At 70.2% G+C, this 22,018-nt stretch carries 21 protein-coding genes and 1 pseudogene; 5 read left to right on the top strand and 17 right to left on the bottom strand.

Going from position 1 to position 22,018, the window contains the following annotated elements; translation table 11 throughout:
• Nucleotides 1–379: 379 nt before the first annotated feature.
• On the bottom strand, nt 380–589 hold the full coding sequence (locus tag ACWFR4_RS42795) for a hypothetical protein (protein ID WP_453656894.1): 210 nt from the start codon (nt 587–589) through the stop codon (nt 380–382).
• A gap of 184 nt (nt 590–773) precedes the next feature.
• Here ACWFR4_RS42795 and ACWFR4_RS42790 point away from each other — a divergent pair, with 184 nt between their 5' ends.
• Together ACWFR4_RS42790 and ACWFR4_RS42785 are read left to right on the top strand one after the other, a co-directional pair.
• On the top strand, nt 774–2,360 hold the full coding sequence (locus ACWFR4_RS42790; RefSeq protein WP_453656893.1) for a purine-cytosine permease family protein: 1,587 nt from the start codon (nt 774–776) through the stop codon (nt 2,358–2,360).
• A gap of 657 nt (nt 2,361–3,017) precedes the next feature.
• A complete protein-coding gene (locus tag ACWFR4_RS42785) occupies nt 3,018–3,641 on the top strand; it encodes a hypothetical protein (RefSeq protein ID WP_453656899.1) in 624 nt (207 codons plus the stop codon).
• On the opposite strand, the gene ACWFR4_RS42780 is transcribed toward ACWFR4_RS42785, so the two are convergent.
• From ACWFR4_RS42780 to npdG, 4 genes and pseudogenes are all read right to left on the bottom strand, one after another.
• Complete coding sequence (locus tag ACWFR4_RS42780; protein ID WP_453656892.1) at nt 3,568–4,692, bottom strand: XdhC family protein; 1,125 nt, start codon at nt 4,690–4,692, stop codon at nt 3,568–3,570. The genes ACWFR4_RS42785 and ACWFR4_RS42780 overlap by 74 nt on opposite strands.
• Nucleotides 4,685–4,912: pseudogene (locus tag ACWFR4_RS42775) on the bottom strand (NAD(P)(+) transhydrogenase (Re/Si-specific) subunit beta); the annotation flags it as partial. The pseudogene ACWFR4_RS42775 and the gene ACWFR4_RS42780, both read right to left, overlap by 8 nt.
• Nucleotides 4,913–5,256: 344 nt before the next feature.
• Complete coding sequence (gene cofC / locus ACWFR4_RS42770; RefSeq protein ID WP_453656891.1) at nt 5,257–5,913, bottom strand: 2-phospho-L-lactate guanylyltransferase; 657 nt, start codon at nt 5,911–5,913, stop codon at nt 5,257–5,259.
• Nucleotides 5,910–6,578 (bottom strand): NADPH-dependent F420 reductase, encoded by a 669-nt coding sequence (gene npdG, locus ACWFR4_RS42765; protein WP_453656890.1) that lies wholly within the window; start codon nt 6,576–6,578, stop codon nt 5,910–5,912. The genes cofC and npdG overlap by 4 nt, the downstream gene beginning before the upstream one ends.
• A 154-nt stretch (nt 6,579–6,732) precedes the next feature.
• On the opposite strand from npdG, the gene ACWFR4_RS42760 reads away from it, so the two are divergent.
• Complete coding sequence (locus tag ACWFR4_RS42760; protein WP_453656889.1) at nt 6,733–8,379, top strand: PucR family transcriptional regulator; 1,647 nt, start codon at nt 6,733–6,735, stop codon at nt 8,377–8,379.
• 108 nt (nt 8,380–8,487) lie between these two features.
• On the opposite strand, the gene ACWFR4_RS42755 is transcribed toward ACWFR4_RS42760, so the two are convergent.
• The 12 genes from ACWFR4_RS42755 to ACWFR4_RS42700 all read right to left on the bottom strand — a co-directional run bounded on the left by ACWFR4_RS42755 (nt 8,488) and on the right by ACWFR4_RS42700 (nt 19,524).
• Entirely contained in the window at nt 8,488–9,147 is a 660-nt protein-coding gene (locus tag ACWFR4_RS42755) for an SRPBCC family protein (RefSeq protein WP_453656888.1), read from the bottom strand.
• Nucleotides 9,144–11,510, bottom strand: a complete 2,367-nt coding sequence (locus ACWFR4_RS42750) for a xanthine dehydrogenase family protein molybdopterin-binding subunit (protein ID WP_453656887.1) — start codon at nt 11,508–11,510, stop codon at nt 9,144–9,146. Before ACWFR4_RS42750 ends, ACWFR4_RS42755 begins: the two co-directional genes overlap by 4 nt.
• Complete coding sequence (locus tag ACWFR4_RS42745; protein WP_453656886.1) at nt 11,507–12,004, bottom strand: (2Fe-2S)-binding protein; 498 nt, start codon at nt 12,002–12,004, stop codon at nt 11,507–11,509. Before ACWFR4_RS42745 ends, ACWFR4_RS42750 begins: the two co-directional genes overlap by 4 nt.
• Complete coding sequence (locus ACWFR4_RS42740) at nt 12,001–12,912, bottom strand: FAD binding domain-containing protein (RefSeq protein ID WP_453469622.1); 912 nt, start codon at nt 12,910–12,912, stop codon at nt 12,001–12,003. The genes ACWFR4_RS42745 and ACWFR4_RS42740 overlap by 4 nt, the downstream gene beginning before the upstream one ends.
• The gene (locus ACWFR4_RS42735; protein WP_453656885.1) at nt 12,909–13,748 is read right to left on the bottom strand and encodes a CoA-transferase subunit beta; all 840 of its coding nucleotides are present in this window, start codon (nt 13,746–13,748) and stop codon (nt 12,909–12,911) included. Before ACWFR4_RS42735 ends, ACWFR4_RS42740 begins: the two co-directional genes overlap by 4 nt.
• Nucleotides 13,745–14,713: a CoA transferase subunit A gene (locus ACWFR4_RS42730; RefSeq protein WP_453656884.1), complete on the bottom strand. Its 969-nt coding sequence runs from the start codon at nt 14,711–14,713 to the stop codon at nt 13,745–13,747. The genes ACWFR4_RS42735 and ACWFR4_RS42730 overlap by 4 nt, the downstream gene beginning before the upstream one ends.
• A complete protein-coding gene (locus ACWFR4_RS42725; RefSeq protein WP_453469630.1) occupies nt 14,710–15,690 on the bottom strand; it encodes an LLM class flavin-dependent oxidoreductase in 981 nt (326 codons plus the stop codon). The genes ACWFR4_RS42730 and ACWFR4_RS42725 overlap by 4 nt, the downstream gene beginning before the upstream one ends.
• An 85-nt stretch (nt 15,691–15,775) precedes the next feature.
• On the bottom strand, nt 15,776–16,216 hold the full coding sequence (locus ACWFR4_RS42720; RefSeq protein ID WP_453656883.1) for a hypothetical protein: 441 nt from the start codon (nt 16,214–16,216) through the stop codon (nt 15,776–15,778).
• A gap of 12 nt (nt 16,217–16,228) precedes the next feature.
• Nucleotides 16,229–17,119, bottom strand: coding sequence for a 5-oxoprolinase subunit C family protein (locus tag ACWFR4_RS42715; RefSeq protein ID WP_453656882.1), 891 nt, complete (start codon nt 17,117–17,119; stop codon nt 16,229–16,231).
• A complete protein-coding gene (gene pxpB, locus ACWFR4_RS42710; RefSeq protein ID WP_453656881.1) occupies nt 17,116–17,736 on the bottom strand; it encodes a 5-oxoprolinase subunit PxpB in 621 nt (206 codons plus the stop codon). The genes ACWFR4_RS42715 and pxpB overlap by 4 nt, the downstream gene beginning before the upstream one ends.
• A gap of 20 nt (nt 17,737–17,756) precedes the next feature.
• Nucleotides 17,757–18,515, bottom strand: coding sequence for a LamB/YcsF family protein (locus ACWFR4_RS42705; RefSeq protein WP_453656880.1), 759 nt, complete (start codon nt 18,513–18,515; stop codon nt 17,757–17,759).
• A 103-nt stretch (nt 18,516–18,618) separates the two neighbouring features.
• Nucleotides 18,619–19,524 carry a LysR family transcriptional regulator gene (locus ACWFR4_RS42700; protein WP_453656879.1) on the bottom strand — a complete coding sequence of 302 codons (906 nt, stop codon included), beginning with the start codon at nt 19,522–19,524 and terminating at the stop codon, nt 18,619–18,621.
• Between the two features lie 95 nt (nt 19,525–19,619).
• On the opposite strand from ACWFR4_RS42700, the gene ACWFR4_RS42695 reads away from it, so the two are divergent.
• A complete protein-coding gene (locus ACWFR4_RS42695) occupies nt 19,620–20,771 on the top strand; it encodes a pyridoxal-phosphate dependent enzyme (protein ID WP_453656878.1) in 1,152 nt (383 codons plus the stop codon).
• Nucleotides 20,772–21,111: 340 nt separating this feature from the next.
• Nucleotides 21,112–21,879, top strand: coding sequence for an SDR family NAD(P)-dependent oxidoreductase (locus ACWFR4_RS42690; RefSeq protein WP_453656877.1), 768 nt, complete (start codon nt 21,112–21,114; stop codon nt 21,877–21,879).
• Nucleotides 21,880–22,018: the final 139 nt, after the last annotated feature.

Genomic DNA, 22,018 nt, shown 5'->3' with positions numbered 1-22,018 from the left:
GCATTCATGAAGCTGTGGCGATCGGGAACCTAAAGGTCTGCACCAACGGCGTCAAGAGGTGAAACAAGAAGGGCCTGAATCGAGCTGTGCCCGCAAGGAGTTGAACGCGCGAAGGCCCCGGGAAACGCCCCGGTGGCCTCAACCTCTGCTGACCCAAGGCGCGTTACTTACTCGGTGAACGCTTCCGCGGCAGATGTCCGGTTCCAGAGCCCGCACGTCGGGGCTATGAGGACTTGCTGCGCAGCCGGCTGTCGTCCTACGGATCGCGCGCGTCGACTGCACGACGCCAGGCCGGTCCCGGCAAGCATCCCTTGCCGCACGCACCTCTCGCGCGGTGCCATCCCGTCTCAGCACCGTGCGGGCTGTGGCCGCCCCGTCCTCAGAGCCCTCTCGGCACCAACAGACCGGCGGCGGTGTCCCGCTCCCCCGTCGACTCCACGTAGGACGGCAGTTCGCGCATCCGGCGTGGCGGCGACAGGGAGACGGGGAGCAACTGGCCGACCGCCCCGGCCAGCAGCGTGCCGCGGACGCCGAACCGCGAACCGCGAGCCGCGAGCCGCGAGCCGCGAGCAAGGCCAGGCTGACGCACGGACAACTCCGCCCTGCGGCCAACGGGCCCTGCCGGTTGAGCAACTGGCCGCCGAAGAACCCGACAGGGCCTTGCACTGCCAGCGTCCTGCGTAGCGCGGATGGCGGTCGCAGCCAAGGCTGGGCGCTCTGCCTTGGCGCCTGGTGACATGGGCATCGGGCGACACGGCTCCCTAGTGTTGCCGATGTCACAACCGATGGGCTTGAGAGAGCGAGAAGGCGGCTCACACCGCCGAGGCAGCCAGCAATGCCTCCCGAGCCTCGAAAACAGCCACCCCGGGGCACTCGGACCCAAGGCTGTGTGCGCCTTGGTTGTCGTGCTGGCCCGACAGAGGAACCGAGGACCCGTGATGAAGGACAACCCTACGTCGGCTGATGCCGAGCCAGCGGACAGAGTGACTCTGGCACTCGAGCGCCATGGCATCGCCTATGTCGAACCGAGTCGCCGATACGGTCGCCCCCGCAACCAGTTCACAGTGCGGTTCGCCCCCGTCATCTACCTGGCAGGCATCTTCGTCGGCTCCAGCGGCGCGGTGCTCGGGCTCGGCTTCTGGGGCAGCGTGACTGCCATCGTGATCGGGAACTTCCTGGGCTCGGTCGGTACCGGTCTGTGCGCTGCGATGGGCCCCCGCCTGGGCATGCCGCAGCTGCCCATGGGACGTGCGGCGTTCGGCTATTTCGGCAATTTCCTTCCGGCGCTGCTCTCCCTCCTGGTGTTCGTCGGGTACTACACCGTCGGGACCGTGCTCGGCGCGCAATCTCTGGCCGACCTGTTCAAAACGCCGTATGAGCCGACGGTCGTCGTTGTCGCAGCGCTGAACATCGTGATCGGCATCTACGGCTACCGCATCCTGCACATCCTCGGCGACTGGATCACGAAGCTCAGCCTCGTTCTGCTGTCGGTCGTCTCGATCGTGCTGATCGCGCACGGCGGCGGGCCGGGCGTCGAGCCGAGCGCCTCGGGCAGCGACTACTGGTTGGCGTGGCTCGTCATGTTCACGGTCGTGTTCGGCTACACCGCGAGCTGGGCACCGTACGCGTCGGACTACTCGCGCTACCTGCCCGAGGACAGCAAGCCGTCGTCGGTCGCCAAGGCGGCGACCACGGGACTGTTCGCGTCGACGACCTGGATGATGGTGCTGGGTGCCGGGCTCATCACACTCGCACCGGACGGGGACGTGCTCCGCGCTCTGGACATCGCCCTGCCCGACTGGCTGCGCTACCTGGTGCTGCTGACGCTCGGCATCTCGGCGATCCCGCACAACGCAGTGAACCTCTACAGCGGTGCGATGGCGACGCTGACCTGCGACCTGCGTCTCCCGCAGTGGGTGACGGTGGTGATCGCCGGAGTCTTCGGTCTCTTCCTCGCCCTGGTTTTCGGAGGTGCCGAGTTCCAGGCGAACTTCCGCCTGTTCCTGCACGTCGTGTCGTACTACATCACGCCGTGGCTGGCGATCTTGTTGGTCGACTACTTCATCGTCCACCGCTCGGGGCGTGGCTATCCCGCGATCCGCAACTTCTATGAGCGTGACGGCGTGTTCGGGCGCTACGGAACCCCTGGACTCACCGCGCTGGTGGTCGGTACCGCCGTCGCGGTTCCGTTCATGGGCACCGAGTTCTACACCGGCCCGATTGCCCAGGCGCTGCACGGGGCGGACTTCAGCTACTTCGTCTCGGCCATCGTCGCCGCGGTGATCTTCGGCGTGTGGCGTCCTCGAGTTGCCTCGCCGGCCGGGATCGACATACGCCGCGTGGAGGGCGACCGCGCCTGACCACGCCGCCCCGAAGGCTCAACAAAAGTCGAGTGTCCTGCCCAGCTCCGGCCGGGCAGGACACTCGCAGGGAAGAGGACTCGTGACCACCACCTCGCAGCCGACGGTCCGCGAGGTTCAGCACGCGCTGGTACGAGCGGAGCGTGGCGCCGTGCTCGACCAAACCGACTGCACGGCGCGCTCATCGCAGCACGGGGTGAGCAGCTCGACAGGCTGTGCTCCGTCGCCGCGCGGATGCGCGCGGCGGGCCTGGTCGACGGGCGTCGTCACATTCTCGCCGAAGATCTTGATCCCAGTCACCCGGCTGTGCGGAGACCGATGCCACCACTGCACCTTCGTCTAGGCGCCGGCCCAGGCCGCGCGCGTGGATCGGGCGCCGTTCCCGTCGCCGGTCGAGAGCATCGCGATCGCGCAGCATGCCACCAAAGCCGACGGCGTCAAGACGCTACTCACGCCGGGTGACCGGGCCGCGGGCCGCCGGCCCGTTATGCGCAGGCGTGGCTGGACGAGCCGGGGTACGACTCGGCCCTGGCCCACGTGCGCGCCATCGCAGTCCGAATCCTCGAAGAGACGGGCCTGTTGCCCCACGTCGACGCCGGTGTGCTGACACGGGAGGAGCTGAACCGGAACAAGCCCGTGAGCCTGTCGGTGGGCGTGATGCACGAGACGACCTCACGGCGGCTCTTCGAGCAGCGAGGACAGGCCACTTCGGTTCGCCCGCCAAGGACCCCGCAGTCCGGCTCCGCGTCTTCGAGGACGCCGGCCAGTTGGAGCCGGGAGGACATGGTGACCGCGGACGAGATCCTCGAGCGGCTGGTCGCCGAGTTCGACCTGGCGCCGACCGGCGAACACCAGGGAAGCGCCCCGGCAGAGCGATTCGTGGTGAACGGCGGCGCCGGGACGGTCGGCGTCATCGCCTCCGTGACGCCCCTGTTCCGCGGCGACTCCGACCGGGTGCGGCTGACCCCGGACGGCCAGGTCCTCAACTGCCTGTTCGTACGGGACGAGTCGGCCTCCGCAGCCCGCTCCGGCGCGGGGCGTCGGACGCCGAGATCGCCGACCACTGGCGGTCCGTCCAGTAGGGCAAGCGCGCCTGCCGGTCCGGCCCTGCTGCCGGAGTTCCGCAGCGACCACGCCGGCCGGCCACGGGGCCGACGACCCGGCCTTCCTGCAGCCCGACCGCCCGATGAGCGCGATCGGCGGCCGATCAGTCCTCGCGATGGATCCGCCCGCCGACCGTGGCAAGCCGCCGGCCGCTGCCGCCCCAACGGCGGGCGATGATCTCGGCGGCGATGCTGACCGCGGTCTCCTCCGGCGTCCGCGCGCCGAGGTCGAGACCGAGGGGGCTCGACAGCCGCTCGATCTCCGCGGGAGTCAGGCCGGCCTCCTGCAGACGACGGAGGCGACCCTCATGAGTCCGCCGCGAACCCATCGCTCCGATGTAGGCGACCTCCGGGAGCCGCAGCGCGACCTCGAGCAGCGGGATGTCGAACTTGGGGTCGTGCGTCAGCACGCACATCACGGTGCGGCCGTCGATCGCCCCGGCGTCGGCCTGCGCCTGGAGATAACGGTGCGGCCAGTCGACGACGACCTCGTCGGCGTCGGGGAAGCGGGCATGCGTCGCGAACACGGGCCGCGCGTCGCAGACCGTCACCCGGTAGCCGAGGAAGGTCCCCACCCGGGCGACGGCAGCGGCGAAGTCGATGGCGCCGAACACCAGCATCCGCGGGCGCGGGGCGAAACTGCGCACGAACACCCGCATCCCCTCGCCCCGGCGTTCACCGCCGGGCCCGTAGCCGAGCGTCTCGCTGGCGCCGACCGCGAGCAGGCCCAGCGCGTCGTCGGCGACGGCGCCGTCCATCCGGTCGTTGCCGAGGCCTCCGGAGGCCGCTGCGCCCGGCCGCACCAGGATCCGCCGGCCCAGGACGGCGGGATCGGGGTGGGCGACCACCGTCGCCACGGCCACGGGCCGCCCCGCCTCGACCTCGCCCGCCACGTCCTCAAGCTCCGGGAAGGTCACGCGGTCGACCTTCTCGACGTACACGTCGAGGATCCCGCCGCAGGTCAGGCCTACGGCGAAGGCGTCCTCGTCCGTCACGCCGTAGCGCTCAAGCACCGGTACGCCGTCCTGAAGGACCTGCCGGCCCAGCTCGACAACCGCGCCCTCGACGCAGCCGCCCGAGACCGAGCCCACGACACTCCCATCGGGGCCGACCAGCATCGATGCCCCCGGCGGCCGCGGCGCCGACCTGAAGGTCGCGACGACGGTCCCCAGGGCGACCGACTCGCCGGCGCGCCACCAGGCGAGCAGCTCGCTGAGGACCTCACGCATGGGCGGCGACCTCGAGGTGGCAGATGATGTCCTCGACCCGGTCCTTCGCGTCGCCGACCAGCATCTGGCTGTTCTCGCGGAAGAAGAGCGGGTTCTGAACGCCGGCGTGGCCAGCAGCCATGGACCACTTGAACACGATGATGTCCTTGGCCTTCCAGACCTCGAGGACTGGCATGCCGGCGATCGGCGAGGACGGGTCCTGCGACTCGGCCGGGTTCACGGCGCCGGCCAGCAACTCGGCGGCGTACGCGATGCCCGCGAGTACCAGCCCCTTCGCACCAGGGCTCAGCGTCCTCGTCTCCTCCTCGAGGGCGACCTCCTCGATGGGGGCGGTCGGATGACCTGCCCGGGCTGCCGACACCTGCGCGGTCGGCGGCGGCCAGGTCGACTCGCCGTCGCGGACGACGGCAATGCCCCTACCGGCCTCGGTGAACGCACTGTCCGGCTGGTCGCCGGCGCCCGACTCGACGATCAAGTCATGGCTGAGGTCGGTCAGTTGGAATACGGTCTTGGCGGTCGCCGCAACCAGGGATCCGCCCGGTTTCGACTCGCACGGGATGCCGATCAGCACCGTACTCCTTCCTCCGCAGTCGCCAGGACGGGACCGCCGCGCAACGTCGCGTGGGTACGCGGACCGAGTCCGTGCCCGGACACCAGGTCCTCCTGGTGGTCGACGTCACGGCGCAGGCCGGACCGCGCCGGGAGGAGTACCTCCCGGGCGCCCGAGGCGCGGTGACGGGTCAGTGAGTCGAGACCGAAGGCCGGGAGCAGCTGTGTTCCGGAGCGTGCGGTGAGCAGCGCGGTGCCGACGCCCTCGCGGTCCGCCACCACGGCGCGCGGGTGACGGGCGACCCGGCCGAGGGCCACCGTCAGCTCGTCGCTGCGCAGGTACGGCAGGTCCGCGGGCAGCGCCGCGAGGTGCCGACGGGCGTTTTCGGCCCGCACCACGGCGGCGCCGGCACTGAGTGCGTCGTTGAGGTCGAGACCTGGCCGCACCTCTATGCGCACGCCCGGCACCATCAGTTCAGGTACGTCGTCCGGCTGGTCGCAGACGAGGACGACGCCGTCGACGCAGACCGCTCCGGCAGCGGCGCGAAGCGTGTCGCGCGCCATGGCGACCGCGAGCGCCCGCCGCCGGCCTGGGTCGCCGCCGAGCCGCGACTTGGCATGACGGATGTCCTTCATCGGCACCACGACCCACCACCGCAGTTGCTCGGTCATGACCCGCTCACGCCGTGGATGGCCAGACCGGAGCGGACCTTGTACCGCTTGTTGATCGAGATGAGCACGGCGGTCAGCGGCTCGAGCTGCCGTGCCAGGCGCAGCGCTCCGGCGTCGATGCCCGGCCTGCCGGTGATGGTCGCCGCGAGGTCCATGACCGTCTGCTTCGCCTCCGGGTCGTCCCCGCATACCAGCACGTCCTCGTGGTCGAGCAGGTCGGCGTCTCCATTCAGGGAGACCGCCGAGAGGTGGTGGAAGGCGCCGACCACCACGCTGTCGGGCAGCAGGCCCTGCGCTGTCTCGGCGGCCGACGTGCCACCCAGGTCGAGACCGTGGGGGCCGCGCTGGTCGAAGCCGAGCGGGTTGACGCAGCTGATGACGACCTTGCCGGCGAGCTCAGCAGCCAGCGATGCGACCAGGGCGTCGTGACCGGCGTACGGGACGGCGAGGAGGACGACTTCGGCCTTCGTCGCGGCCGCCGCGTTCTCCGCCCCCGCGACCGTGCCGCCGCGTCCCCCCAGGCGCGCGGCGAGTTCGTCGGCAGCCTGGGTGGCCCGCGCTCCGTCGCGTGACCCGAGGACGACGTCGTGCCCGCCGCGGGCGAAGCGATAGGCGAGCCCCTTCCCCTGTGGGCCGGTGCCTCCGACGACCGCGATCGTGCTCATCGTGCTACCTCCGTAGTCCCGACGACAGGGCCTCGGCGACAGGCGTCGAGCCATCACCGGTCCACGGAGCCTATGAGTTCCGTCACCCGCAGAGAATGGCCATCGTTACGAATATCTTGTGCATCTTTTGGCTCTTACCCCTAAACTGCGGCGCATGATCGGGAGCGCGCCATCGGGCGACTTCGGACAGGCCCTCACCGTAGGCGAGTTGTTGGGCCACGAGGTGATGGCAGGGGCCGAGCTGGTCGCCGGCCGTCAGGGCCTCGACCACAACATCTGCGCACTGAACGTCATGACCGTGCCGGACATCGGGCCGTGGGTGAAGTCCGATGAGTTCTTGCTGGCCACCGGGTATCCCCTGCCCCGCGACGACGCCGGCCAGGCGGAGCTGCTGCGCGGCCTGCGTCGGCTCGGGCTCGCCGGCATCGGGGTCAAAATCGACCGATACCTGCCTGACCTCAGTACGACGGCCGTCGCCACCGCCGAGGAACTCGGGCTCCCGTTGGTCCTGATCCCGCAGCACATCAGGTTCGACGACATCCTCAGCCACGCCTTCTCAACGATCGTGAACCGGCAGGCCGCGGCGCTGGAGCGCGCGCACGAACTCCACCAGTCGTTCCTCTCGGTGACGCTCTCCGGTGGCGGTCTGAACCAGCTCGCTGGCAAGCTCTCCCACCTGCTCGGTGACGCGGGGGTGTTCATCAGCGACCAGCACGGCATCGTTCGGGCCCAGATCGGCGACGTCTCCCGAGCCGACGAGCTGGACCTGGTCCGCGACGGCCGCCTGATCGTCCAGCGGCTCCGCGGCGGCGCGGCCGGCGGGAACGAGGGCGAACAGGGCTGGCTGATCCGGCCGATCCGCGCCGGCTCCCTCCAGCACGGCTTCGTCGTCGCCATCGAAACCAGCCGCGCCTTCGGCGAGTTCGACCAGGTGGCCGTCGACCAGGCTGCCGTCATCGCCGCGCTCGAGTTCACCCGCGACCTGGCCGTAAGCGCGATAGAGCGGCAGTTCTCCTCCAACGCGCTCTACGAGTTGATGACGGGCGCCGAGTCCGAGATCGCGGACTCGGCCGCGCGCGGCTTCGGGTTCGGCTGGGACCTCGATCGCGACGTCGTCGTCCTGGTCAGCAGCAAGGACGGCGCCGACGACCACGGCACCACCGCCCAGAAACGCCTCGCGAACGAGCGTGCCCTCGAGTTCTGGATCTCGGCCGTGCACAGCAAGGACCGCAAGGCGGCGGCCGCCGGCCTCGGCGCCGAACTCGTGGCTGTCATCGGCGCCGAGCATGGAGCTCCCACGGCGGTTCGCTCCGTTCAGGCCGAGGTCGCCCAGTTCGTCCGCGGCGAGTACGCCGTCGGCGTGAGCCGCGTGCACCGCGGACCGCTGGGTATTCCCGCTGCCTACCAGGAGGCACGTTCCGCCCTACGCGTCGGTCGGAAAATCGGCGGCCCGGACGCTGTCGCCGCGTACGACGATCTGGGGCTCTTCAAGCTGCTCGCCCAGGTCGAGGAGACCGAGTTGCAGACCTTCGTCGACGAGGTTCTGGGCCCTCTGACCAAGCTTCCTGAGCAGGAGCGAAACGAACTCCTCAAAACCCTTGAGACACTGGTCGAGTTCAACATGAACATGGCCGAGACCGCGCGGCACCTGCACTACCACTACAACACCCTTCGTTATCGGCTCGCCAAACTTGAGCGCCTCCTCGGCCCCTTCAGCAGCAGTACGGCGACCGCGGTGAAGGTGTTCGTCGCCCTCCAGATTCGCCAGATGCCGACGATCGCATCCACGAATCAGAGGTAGTTGGAACCGGGGATCGACGACATCTAGTTTTCGGGGCAGGCCGAAGCCGGGTGGGAGCCGCTGCGGCAGCCTGCTGTGGCCCCCACCCGACGATCTGAGTCGCCTCCTTTATGGGCGCAGTCTCTCGCTCCAGCGCGCGAACATGTCGGCGAGTCTCTGCCGAGCCACACTCACGACCAGCTGCGTGAGCTTGATCTCGCTGGAGACCGAGGCCTGGCGGTCTGCCTGCCGCGCGACCGGCGCCGCGCTGCCCGGCGCGGGTCCCGAACTCTGGGAGGTAGCCGTCGCGGTGGCGGCGTGGACCTGCCCGACCTCGGCCGTTCCGGTGGCGATGCGGTCGGCGAGACGACGGGAGAAGTCGATGAACATCGTGTTGGAGACATCCTGGACCCCGCGTCCGAGCGCGGCGATCCGTCCGGTCAGCTGCAGGTCGGTCACCGACTCCAGCTGGCTCGTTCCGTTCCCGGCGTTCGCGACCCCTACACGCACGTCGGCCCGGACCGATCCTCCGCCGCGGCGGTCGCGTCCCGACGCCGCGAACTCCAGTTCGCGGGTCTGGGCATCGCGCCGGAGCACGTCGACCTCGCCGTTGTAGTTCATCTTCAGCGGTCCGATGGCGATGCGGAGGACGCCGCCGTACCGGTCGTTCTCGAGCTCGTCGGTGAGCTCCGCGCCCGGCAGGCAGGCGACGACCGCTCGGGTGTCCTGGAGGAACTGCCAAACCTCCGCGGGGCTGGCCTGCACCGTCGTGGTGTGGTGAAGTTTCATCGTCCCAACGCCTCCTCAGCGTTCGAAGTCGATCCCTCGGCGCGCTTGTCGTCAAGCAGCGCGAGGACACGCTCGGGAGTGATCGGAAGGGTGGTCGGCCGGCGGCCGATCGCGTTCTCGATCGCGCTCGCGATGGCCGCGGCAGGCGGCCCGATGGGCGGCTCGCCGATGCCCCGGGCGTTGAACGGCCCGCGACCCTCGCCGCTCTCGACCAGATCGACCTGCACGTCCGGCACGTCCATCGAGCACGGGATCAGGTAGTTGGCGAACAGGTTCGAGAACGGGTTGCCGTCGACGAGCACGCACTCCTCGGTGAGTGCGTAGCCGATCCCCTGCATCGCGCCTCCTTGGATCTGCCCCGTCGCACGCACCGGATTGATCGCCCGGCCGACGTCGTGGCAGGCGGCGTACTTCGTGAGTTGCACCGCGCCGGTCTCCAGGTCGACCTCCACCTCGGCCGCGTGGGTGCCGAAGGTGTAGTCGGGAAAGGTGCCGCCCTGGCCGACTTCGGGATCGAACCGGCCCGCGGGCGCCCGCCAGGTGTAGAGCACGGACGTGTCGACCGCGGCGTCCTGAGCGGCGCGGGCCACGTCGGCGAGAGTGACTTCGCTCGTGCCCGTGGCCGTGGTGACCTTGCCGTCCTTCCAGATCAGCGTGTCCGGCTCCGCGCTGAGCAGGGTTGCCGCCACCGGCGCCAGCTGGTCGCGCAGCGCGCCACTGGCCCTCAGGATGGCGTTGCCCGACATGTACAGCTGTCGGGTCGCGAAGGTGCCGCCGGCCGGCGGGTTGAGCGCGGTGTCGCCGATGTAGACGCTGATGGCCTCCAGCGGCACGCCCAGCACTTCGGCCGCAATCTGGCACAGGCTCGCGGCCTGGCCGGCCCCGAGGTCGGTAACACCGCTGCGGATCAACAGCGTTCCGTCCGCCTGGAGCGTCACCCACGCCGAGGCGTGGTCGCGGAACCAGATGGTGCGGCCGTAAGGCTGCATGCTGTTGCCGAAGCCCTGGCCAACGACCTTGCCGGGCCCGGACGGTGGGCTCGGCGGGCCGAGTCGGGCCAGCGCCTTCTCGCGGGTCTCGGTCACCGCGACCGCCGTGGTGATCGGCTCGCCGGAGGTGATCACGTCACCCTTCTCGACATAGTTCAGGTCCCGGATCACGGTGCGGCTCACGCCGACGGCGTCGGCCAGCTGGTCGAGCTGGGACTCGTAGCCGAGCACGACCTGCATCGCGCCGAAGCCGCGGAAGGCGCTCGTCGGCACGTTGTTGGTGAACACAGCTCGGGAGCGCGTCCGCAGTGCCGGGACCTTGTAGGGCCCGGTCGACAGCGCCGCACCGGCGAAGAGGATGCGCGCACTCAGGCAGGGGTAGGCGCCGGCGTCGCCGACGATGTCGGCCTCCATCGCCAGGATGCGGCCCTCCCGCGTCGCCGCCGTGCGGTAGTGCATCGTGAACGGGTGCCGCTTCGTGCTGGCCATCAGTGACTCCTGACGGGTCCACACCATGCGCACCGGCTTCCGCGTCTTCCATACCAGGAGGCCGAGGTAGGGCTCGACGGTCATGTCCTCCTTGCCGCCGAACCCGCCGCCCATGTACGACGCGATGACCCGCACCTTGTTGTGCGGCAGACCGATGATCTGGGCGATCTCGGTGGCGTGCTCGATGACCTGCGTGGATACCCGGAGCGTGACGACGTCGTTCTCGATCCACCCGACGCCGGCCTCGGTCTCGAGGTACGCATGCTCGACGCGCTGGGTCTGGTAGGTGTTCTCGACGACGACGTCGGCAGCGGCGAAGGCCGCGGCGACGTCGCCGCGCTCCAGACGCCAGTTGACCAGGACGTTGCCGGCGTCGTGCACCAGCGGTGCGTCGTCGCGCATCGCGTCGTGGGGCGAGAACACCCCGGGGAGGGGCTCGTACTCGATGTGGACGAGGTCGGCCGCCTCGTCGACCGTCTCCTGGTCGACCGCGGCGATGATCACGATCGGCTCGCCGACGTAGCGCACCCGGTCGGTCGCCAGCACCGGCTGGGCGACGATCAGCTCGCCGAGGCCGCCGCTGGCGTGTTCGACGATCTCGTTGTGCGGCACGTCCTCAGCGGTGAGCACCGCGACCACGCCGTCGAGCTTTCGCGCCGCGCTCACGTCGATCGTGACGATCCGGGCCGAGGCCATCTCGGACCGCACGATCTTCCCGTGGAGCATCCCCGGGAGCTTCCAGTCAGCCGCGTAGTGCAGCGTCCCGCGCACTTTGTCCACGAAGTCGTGGTGTCCCGGCGAGGTGCCGACGATGTTGAAGGAGGGCTCCTCGGCCGCCTGCTTCTTCTCGCGGGTTGCGGTCTTGCGCCTGGCCGTCTCGGTCATGCCTGCTCCCCAGCGTCTGCGCAGTGTTCGCCATGCATCCATGCCTCGACCGAGTCGACGATCGCGGTGTAGCCGGTGCAGCGGCACAGGTTGCCCACCAGCTCGTAGCGGATGTCGTCGCGGGAGGCGTCGGGTGTGCGCTCCTTCATCGCCGCCGCGGTCAGCAGCATCCCCGGCGTGCAGAAGCCGCACTGGGCGCCGCCCCGCTCCAGGAAGCACTTCTGCAGGGGGTGCAGCTCAGCGGCGGGATCCGCCAGACCGTGCAGCGTCGTGACCTCGTGTCCCTCGGCCTGAACTGCGAACATCAGGCAGGCGCTGGTGGGCTGACCGTCGATCAGCACCGTGCAGGTGCCGCAGACCCCTTCGTTGCAGCCGTAGCGCACGTCGGGCAGGCCGATGTCATCGTGCAGGGCATTGAGCAGGGTGCGGTCAGTGCGGATCCAGAGATCGTGCTCCTCACCGTTGACGAGAAGCCGGACCTGTGTGCGCATCATGCGCCTACTCCCTTGTCCTGGGGCGCGAGCGCCGTGGTGAGGGCCCGTCGGACGAGGACGCGCACGAGCCGGCGACGGTAGTCCGCACTGGCGTGGACATCGCCCTCGGGGTTCACGCTGTCGGCAACGGCGCCGGCCGCGCTGTTGAGCCCTGCCTCGTCGCGGACGTCGACGCCGGCGACGAGGTCATCGGCGACCCGGAGCGGCCGGTCAGCGACGCCGCCCAGTACGACGGTCGGCCGGCCGGCCCTGGCCTGCACCGCGACCGCGACGGTCGCGAAGTCGGAGAACCGCCGCGTCACCTCGTCGAAGGCCCACGGCTCTCCCGCGGAGCTCGGGATGCGGATCTCGGTGACCACCTCGTCGTCCTCGGCAGCCGTCGTCAGGTAGGTGCGGAAGAACTCCGTGATCGGGACGTCGCGTACGCCGCGCGGGCTCTGCATCCGCACGACGCCCCCGAGCGCCAGCACGCTGCACGGGATCTCGCCGGTCGGGTCGGCGTGGGCCACGCTGCCGCCGATCGTGCCGCGGTTGCGGACCCTCACGTTGCCGACCAGGCGTACCGCGTGCTGCAGCAGGGGCGCGTGCTCCGCAACGACCGGAGAGGTCAGGACCGTGGCGTGACGGGTCAGCGCGGGGATGACCAGCACCGGTGCCTCGGCCGAGCTCTCGATCCGCGGCCCGCCTTGGTCGCCGATGCCGTTGATGTCGATCAACGCGGCCGGCAGCGTCAGCCGCAGGTTCATCATCGGGACCAGGCTCTGGCCGCCGGCAATGATCTTCGCCTCGCTCTGCCAGATCCGCAGCAACTCGACTGCCTCGTCCCAGGAGTCGGCACGCTGATACTCGAAGGAAGTGGGCTGCGTGCGGTCACCGTGAGCCTGCCGGAGACTGGGCTGTGTGCTCACAGGAGAGCTCCGTTCTTGGTGGGCACGTCCAGCCGGGCGTCGGCGGCCAGGTCGCCGGTGAGCCGGCGCAGCACGGAGAGCTCGCCCTCGGTGACCGGCTCGAGCGTGGTGACCTCATCGGCGACGAGCAGCTCGAAACCGGTGGCTGCACGAACCTGAGCCAGCGTCACCCCCGGCTGCAGGTGGCACACCCGCATCCGACGGGTTTCCTCGTCGAAGTCCATGCAGGCCAGGTCCGTGACGACCCAGCGCGGTCCTCCGTGTCTCAGGCCAGCAGATCGCCTGCTGTCACCGCCGGTCAGGTGCCCGGGACTGGTGACGAAGTCGACCTTCTCCACGAAGCGCCGTGGCTCATGGTTGGTCACGATGACTGTCTGGTTGCACAGGGACGCGATGTCGTTGCCACCGCCCGGACCGGGCAGACGGATGGACGGTCTGTCGTGGTCGCCGATCACGGAGGTGTTGACGTTGCCGTACATGTCGACCTGGGCGACACCGACGAAGCCGTAGTCGAAGAATCCGCGCTGAGCCAGGAGGAAGATGTCGGTCGCGGAGGTAACCATCTCGGCGCCGACCGCGGCGCGCATCTCGTTGGTCGAGTCGGGCAGTTCGCCCGGCATGAGGTGAATACCGATCATGCCGCCCTCGAGAACGACGGTCAGGTTGGGCGCCTGGCGCCGACGGGCCAATGCCGCGGCGACCAGCGGCTGCCCGATCCCCGCGAACATCACCTTGTGGTCCTCGAGGAGGCGGCTCGCGGCGACCGTCATCACTTCGGACGGTGACGGCCGCAGCGGCTGCGCATCGTTCGCGACCGGGTCGTTCGTGGTGCTCATCGCGGCATCATTCCCTTCGCGCCCAGCACAAGGTTGTCGAGTCGCTCCGACGGCACCGAGCTGATGAAGCCGTCGTGGTCCGGGTGCTGGACGAGGTTCATGACGTACTCTCGGGCGCCCGCGGCACCGTGTGCGCGGATCCGTTCGGCGTAGTCCCGGAATGCGTCCTCGTCGGCGAGATAGCGCCCGTAGCATTCGTGCGGGTAGGCGCCCATGGGCTGGTGCACCACTGCGTCGACGGCGAATGCCGGGATGACGGTGCGCGACGGGTCCCGCTGTATGACCTCCGTGCTGACGATCTCCTCGGTGGAGATGACGACACGTCGGGCGGCGCGCGCGATGTCGGCGTCCATGAGCTCGTAGCCGTCGATCTGGGCGTTGCCGTAGACGTCGCAGCGCTGGACGTGGATCAGCGCGACATCGGGGTTGAGGCTCGGTACCGCGTTGAGGGACTGCCCGGTGTACGGACAGGTGACCTCTTCGACATTGCGCCGGTGTCCGATGTCGGATCCCATCATCGAGTACGACGGCAGGAACGGGATGCCCATGCCGCCGGCCTTGTAGCGCAGGCCGAGGCCGAGGTGGCTCCACTCCTCGTAGACGACCCGGCCGGACTCGGCGTACTCCCTGAGCACCTTGGCCAGGCCCCAGCCGTGGCCGATGCCCACCCAGCTGGTGATCAACCGGTCGGCCATCCCTGTGGCTATGAAGAGCTCCGCCTCGAAGCACGTCAGCGGCCGGGCAAGCGAGAGCCCGCGGCGCCCTTGGCGGAGCACCTCGATCAGCAGCGCCATCGGCGTACGGGCGTGGTTGGTTCCCCCGACGGCAATCACGTCGCCGTCGGCGACGTACTCGCGGATGGCATCCCGCGCCGAAACGACCTTGTCGACCCGGGGCCGGGCGCGTCGCTCGAGCTCCTCCCGGGCCCCCACCGTGTCCGGGCCCGCGGCTGACAGCAGGGTCACGACTGCGCTCCTCGTGCCGCGGCCGCGAGCACCGACGCTCCCGCGCCGAGCAGCGGCATGACCTCGGCGGCGAACCGCTCGACCTGCTCCTGCTCGTAGCCGTGCGGGATCAGGCAGATCTCCTGTACTCCGGCTTCGATGTGCTGCTGGAGCTGCTCGGCGCACTGCTCCGGAGTGCCGACGATCGCGCTGTCGGGCGTGGCGTCGCTCCAGGCCGGGGTGTCGAAGTAGGACGCCAGCCACGGGCCGGACCGCGCCAGCGCGGCCTCCTTGGACTCACCGATGCACAGCGGCAGCTGGGAGACGTTGCGCAGCTCGTCGGGGTTGCGGCCGGCCTCCTCGGCGTACTGACGGATCTTGGCCCAGGACGCCGTGAACGCCTCCGGCGTGTAGAAGTAGGTCAGCCACCCGTCGCCCAGAGTCGCCACCCGGCGCAGCACCCGGTCGACGTATCCGCCGATGAGCAGACCGGGGCGAGGCTGCGGCTTCGGCAGCATGCGCACCCGGCGGAAGGACAGGTCGTCCCAGTCGCCGGTGACCTCGTCCTCGGTCCACAGCTGCTTGCAGATCTCCAGCGTCCGCTCGAAGATCTGGCCGCGACCCTTGAACTGTGTGCCCGTCGCGTCGAACTCCCGCTCGTACCAGCCGGCGGCGACGCCCAGGCACAGCCGCCCGTGCGAGAAGTCCTGGATGGTTGCGGCGGTCTTGGCCAGCAGCGCAGGGTCGCGGATCGGCAACACCAGGATGCCCGTGCCGAGCGTCACGGTGGAGGTGTTCGCGGCGAGAACTGCGAGGGTGGTCAGCGCCTCGAGCTGCGGGAAGGGCTGCTTACTGCCCAGGAAGAGATGGTCCCAGGCCCACAGCGAGGTGTAGCCGAGCTCCTCGGCGCGCTTGCTGTACTCAACGAGGTGCTGGAGGTCGGGGGCCCTCTCCGCCGAGGTGAAGTTCTCGATCGCCAGTCCGAACCTGACGGACATGATGTGCTCCCTTGTCTTGGGCCGGTCATGAGCTGGGCATGTGCGGCTGGGAGGCCCGCTCGGGCGACACGTTATGCGGCAGAGATCACCAGGGACATGACATCGAGTGACATAGGATCGCCGCTTTCCTTGTCACCAGATACGAACGCCGGGCGTCGGCCGGAACGTGCTCACGGAAGATCACGGAAGACCCACCCACTCCTCGCAGCCATCGCCGGCCGCCCGCGGACGGGGCAAGGACCTCGACGGTCGCGCCGTTGTCGAGCACGACGCCCCCGGGATCACGCCGGCCGACGGCCCGCCGGCAGCGAGCAGGCGGCGACGGCCTCGGTGAACCCAAGGTCCTGGCCGTGCCGCGCAGCGGCCTGGCGGCGGACCACCCCTGTGTCGGGGCCTCGTAGAGCACCTCGCCGATCCCCCCACCGCTCGTGCTCCGGCCGTAGCGGACGACGACGGCCGCGGCCGTGCCGAAGTCGTACTGGCCCACCGGTCGGAGTCGGAGCGCCGGCTCGACCAGATCGGTCATGTCGGCACGTCCTCATCCGCGTACGAACCGCACGCCCTGGCCGGGGCGCAACTGGGCGACAACGGGCATCGCCCGCTCCCGGACGACGGCGATCACGGGATAACCGCCGGTCACAGGGTGGTCGGGTCCGAAGAGAGTGAGCCGCCCACCGGGCGGCGCCTGCAGTGACCCCTCGACCACGCCCTCACTGGTGAGCTCGGAGAGGATCCGCCGCGGCAGTGTCGGCCCGGCGAGCCGGACGCCGACCCGGTCTGAATCCGGCGTGACCTCGAAGCGGGTCTTGAGCAGGGTCCGCAGTGCCTCCGGCTCGAACCAGTCCGCCCGCGGCCCCAGCCGGACCGGCAGCCGGACGTCCTCGGCCGGGTCGGGAGGCGGTGGCGCGACCACGAGGTCGGCGACCGGCAGTCGGCCCTGGGCGGGCCCGATGCCGAGTGTGGCGCCGGCCCGCAACAGCTCGGGCCCCAGGCCCGAGAGGCGGTCGGTCGAGCACGACCCGAGGACCGGTGGCACGCAGATGCCCCCACGCACGGCGACATAGCTGCGCAGGCCGTGACGCGGCATGCCCAGCGCGACGACCTCGCCGGCGGCCACAGACAGGACCTCGTGGGTCCACCGCCGCCAGGCGCCGACCTTGACCGGCAACGGGGCACCGGTGACAGCCACGAAGGACGGGGCATCGCAGGTGAAGGCCAGCCCGCCATTGGTCACCTCGACGACGGGAGCCGACTCGTCGTTGCCGAGGATCCGGTTTGCCAGGATCATCGCCGCGAGGTCCGCGGCGCCGGCGCGCCCGACGCCGAGGTGAGCGTAGCCAGGGCGGCCGCGGTCCTGGACGAGCGACAGCATGCCGGGCTCGACCACCGTCAGCCGGCCGGGCGGGCGGAGCTGCGCGAGGCTGCTCACGGCGCGACCTCCCGGAAGACGACCTGGTCGCCGGGCATCAGCAGTGACGGCTGCTCGGCGCTGGTGTCCCACATCTGGGCGTCGGTGTACCCCAGCAGCTGCCATCCGCCCGGAGAGCGCCGGGGGTAGACGGCCGAGAACTGGCCGCCCAACGCGACCGCGCCGGCGGGTACGGCAACCCGCGACTCCGCCCGCCGCGGAACGTGCAGCCGCGGGTCCCCGCCGACGAGGTAGGCGAACCCCGGTGCGAAGCCGCAGAACCCGACCCGCCAGGGGGTCGAGGTGTGGGCCTCGACCACCTCCCGCTCTTCCATGCCGCAATGCTCGGCGACCCAGGCGAGGTCCTCGCCCTCGTACCGGACGGGCAGCTCGACCACGCGCGGCGACTCCTCGGCGGCGTCGGGCACGTTGATCTCACGCAGCCGGGCCTCGACGTGCGCCATCGAGCCCGATCGGGGGTCGATCAGGACGAGCAGGGTGTCGAGGGCGGGGACGATGTCGACGACGCCCGCGACCTGCGCCGCCCGCACGGCGGCGGCGTAGGCGTGCACCAGGCGGTTGTCCGGCAGCTCGAGCAGAAGCCCCGTGTCACCGCAGGGACGAAGTGTGGGCGTCATCGGCACTGCGGCAACCCGCATCAGCCGAGGCGAACCAGATCGACGCCTGCCGCCTCGAGGGCCTTGCGGGTCGCTCGGGCGATTTCGGCGGAGCCGGCGGTGTCGCAGTGCACCAGGATCGCCTCGGCACGGATCGGGATTCGGCTGCCGTCGATCGCGGTGATCTCGCCTTGCGTGACCATCTCGACCGCGCGGGCGGAGGCCTGGGCCGGGTCGGAAAGCATGGCGTCGGGCTCGGTGCGCGGAACCAGCAGTCCCTGCGGGGTGTAGGCACGGTCGACGAACGCCTCCGCGACCATGTTGAGCCCGGCCTCCTGCCCCAGGCGCCAGGTCTCGGTGCCGACCTGGGCGAGCAGTGGCAGGTCCGCGTTGTACTCGCGTGTGGCGTCGACGATGGCCTGCGCGTGCTCGGTCACGGTGGCGGCTGCGTTGTAGAGGGCGCCGTGGGCGCGGACGTAGTTGATCTTGTCGCCGGCGGTGCGGGCGAAGACCTCGAGGGCGCCCATCTGGTAAAGCAGGTCGTCGGTCAGCTCCTGCCGGTCGTAGGCGATGAACCGGCGCCCGAAGCCGTGGAGGTCGCGATAGCTGACCTGGGCCCCGATGGCGACGCCGTTGGCCACCGACAGCTTGCAGGTGCGGCGCATGGTGCCGGGGTCGCCGCCATGGAAGCCGCACGCGATGTTGGCGGCCGTGACGACGTCGAGCAGCGCCTCGTCATCGGCCAGCTCCCACCGGCCGTAGCCTTCGCCGATGTCGGTCGTGAGCGCTACCTGAGCCATTGGTGATCTCCCATTTCGGTCCTGTGCTGCGGCCAACTGCACTGCCTTACGAGGCCGAGTATGAACCGATGGAAGCGTCTAGGAACAGCATCAGGGAGTGCACTCAATCCAGCACTGGAACTGCCGAATGCAGGGCCCGGAAGGCCGACCGCAGCTCCCCCCGGACCAGCCGTAGTGAAGGGAGCCGCTCGGTTCCGAGGCGGGTCAGAGTCAACAGGGTCCGCGCTGCACCGGTGGGCAGCCACCGCAAGTCGTCGCGGGCACGGGCGGCGACGATGGCCGGCAGCATGCCGGCGGCGAGCCCGCGTTGGATGAGCTCCAGGTGGACCAGAAGGTCGTCGCTCTCGTAGCGCACGTCCGGCTCGAAGCCCATCCGGCGGCAGGTGAGTTCCGCCCACTCCCGCGACGCGCTCCCCCGTGCCTCCATCACCCACGGGATCCGTCCCCCCTCGACACTGAGCGCGCGACCTTCGAGGAGCGATTCGGCCACGACGGCGGACAGGGGGTCGTGACCGAGCTCGTGCCGGTGGGTCTCGGCCGGGATCCACGGCTGCACGCCGGGATACTCCTCGGCCACGACGAGGTCGAAGTCGCCGGCGAGCAGGGCGGGCACCGCACGCTCCGGCTCTGCCTGGACGAGCTCGATCCGCAGCCCCGCGTGGGACTCCTGGTTCCCCAGCACCTGCGGCAGCAGAAGCAGGGCTGCGCTCTGGAAGGAGGCCAGCCGCAGTGTGCCGGCCACCTGGCCGGAGAGCTCGCGCAGGTCGGCTTCCGCCTGCTCCATGTCCGCGAGGAGTCGTCGGCCGTGCTCGGCCAGCCGAGCGCCCGCCTCGGTCAGCCGCAGACCACGCCCCACCTGGGTGACCAGGGGCGTGCCGACCTCGCGCTCGAGCCGGCTGACATGCGCCGAGACCCCCGACGCGCTCAGGTGCAGCGCCTCGCCCACCGCGGCGAGGCTGCCCCGCCGCTCCAGCTCCACCAACAGGCGGACCCGCCGCATCTCCAGCATTCGCCCACCCTAATCCCAATCGGCACCAATCATGCCGGGTCGATTCCACAATCCGATGCTTATCGTTTGGCTCCGGACTGCCTAACTTCGTTCCCGTGACCGATTCATCTGCATCCCTGTCATCCGTTCCCGGCGCGGCATCCGGCGCCCTGCCCCCGACCCCGGCCCGGTGGACACCGAACCGGCTTCGCAGCGGCGGCGCTCCCCACCGGCCGGCCCCCGACCCGTCCGGGCCTGCCCGGATGTCCTTCCACCGGCACCTGCCGTCCTACGCCGTCACGCCGCTCCATGACCTGCCGTCGGTGGCCGCCGACCTCGGCGTCGCCCGGGTCGCGGTCAAGGACGAGTCGTCCCGGCTGGGCCTGCCCGCCTTCAAGATGCTCGGCGCGTCCTGGGCGGCCTACCGCGCGCTGGCGGCGCGCTACGGCGAGCCCGAGCAGCCGACGCTCCAGGCGCTCCGCGCGCGGATCGAGGGCAACGCGCCAGCAACGCTGGTCACCGCCACCGACGGCAACCACGGTCGCGCAGTGGCACGAATGGCGTCATACCTGGGGCTCGACGCGATGGTGCTGATCCCTGACGTCGTCTCGGAGGCCGCGATCCAGGCCATCCGCGACGAGGACGCCGACGTGCGCGTGCTCGCCGACGACTACGACGCCACGGTGCAGGCGGCCGCCGGCCTCTGCGAGGACTCCACCGGCGATCTCCTCCTGGTGCAAGACACCTCCTGGCCCGGCTACGAGACGGTGCCCCAGTGGATCGTCGACGGCTACGCGACCCTCTTCGAGGAGGCCCTGGCGCAGCTCGGCGGCACCTCGGCGCTGCTGGTGGTCCCGGCCGGGGTGGGCTCGCTCGCCCACGCGGCGGCCCTGCACTGTCAGCGCAACCCCGGTTGGCGGGCGGTCACCGTCGAGCCGGAGGCGGCGCCCTGCATCGCGGCCAGCCTCGCCGCCGGCCGCTCGGTCACCACGCGGACGAGCACAACGACGATGGCCGGCCTCAACTGCGGCACCCCCTCGTCGCTCGCGTTCCCCGATCTGCTCTCAACCTTGGACGGCGGCATCTGGGTGACCGACGCCGAGGCGGCCAAGGCCAGCGTGCGCCTGGCCGAGGCCGGCATCGACTCCGGCCCGTGCGGTGCGGCCTCGCTGGCTGCCTTGCAGCACCTGAAGGACGCCGAGGGCACCGAGCACCTGCTCACCCCCGACCGCAACGTCGTCCTGCTCAACACCGAAGCCACGCGCTGAGACAGCATCGAAACCGAAGGCATCTGCGACATGTTCGAGGAATATCCCATGGTCAGGGCCAAGGTCGATGCCGGATGCCACGTACTGACCGAGGAGTTTCCCGACCTCGTCCAGGCGCCTCCGAAAAGGAACCGGGAGCCGGGCGCGGCCGGAAGCCCCGCTCCTGCACGGAAGCTGAGCCAGAAAGCCACAACTCATGAGCAGAGCCAGCCAGACGTCGCCCGAGTCGCCCGTACCGTGTCCGGCACGCACGCTGGGGGCACACCCGCTGTCGGTCCTCGGCTCCCACGCGTCGACCGTGTGCCGCCACGGTTACTTCACACGGAAGCAGTGACCGCGCATGGCACGCATCTTCATCACCGGATCCACCGAAGGGCTCGGCAAGGCGGCCGCCCTGGATCTCCTTGACGACGGGCATGAGGTCGTCCTGCACGCGCGCAACCCGTCACGGGCGACGGACCTGGGCGCCCTCGCGGACCGCGCGTTCGGAGTGGTCGTCGGTGATCTCTCCGATGCCAAGCAGACGCACGCTCTCGCCGAGCAGGTCAACGCGCTCGGCCGGATGGACACCGTCATCCACAACGCGGGCATCTATATCGACTCCGAGCGTGTCGCCACCTCCGAAGGCCACCCGCGCACGCTGGCCGTGAACGTTCTCGCTCCCTACGTGCTGACCGCCAAGATCGAGCGTTCCGACCGACTGGTCTACATCAGCAGCGGCATGCTCAGCGACGGCACCGCGTCCCTGGACGACCTCGACTGGACGTCACGGCGATGGAGCGGCGTCCAGGCGTACAGCGACAGCAAACTCCTCGTCGCCACGCTCGCCTTCGCGGTGGCCCGGCGGTGGCCGGACGTGCTCAGCAACGTCGTCGATCCGGGTTGGGTGCCCACCCGGATGGGCGGGCCGAGCGCGTCGGACGACCTCACGCTCGGCCACACGACGCAGGTCTGGCTGGCGCAGAGCGACGAACCAGAGGCATCCGTCAGCGGCGGCTACTGGTTCCACCGGCGCCGACGGGAACCGGTCCCGGCGGTTTCCGACGCCGGCTTCCAGGACGCCTTGCTCGACGAGCTGAGCCGCCTCACCGGAGTCCGGCTGCCCTGAGCGTGCCGACGGCTCGTCGCCGTCCGCCACCCGGCCACCTGAGCAGGACGAGCGGTGGCGTCAGCAACATCGGCATCAGGGTTCACCGCGTCACGGGTCCTTGATGTGGGTGACGCGGGCGTGACCGAGATCGCGCCCA

The sequence above is a fragment of the Streptomyces sp. NPDC055140 genome (assembly GCF_053607285.1).
The sequence above is the reverse complement of the archived record's forward strand: the minus strand, read 5'-3'. Positions and strand labels throughout refer to the sequence as shown.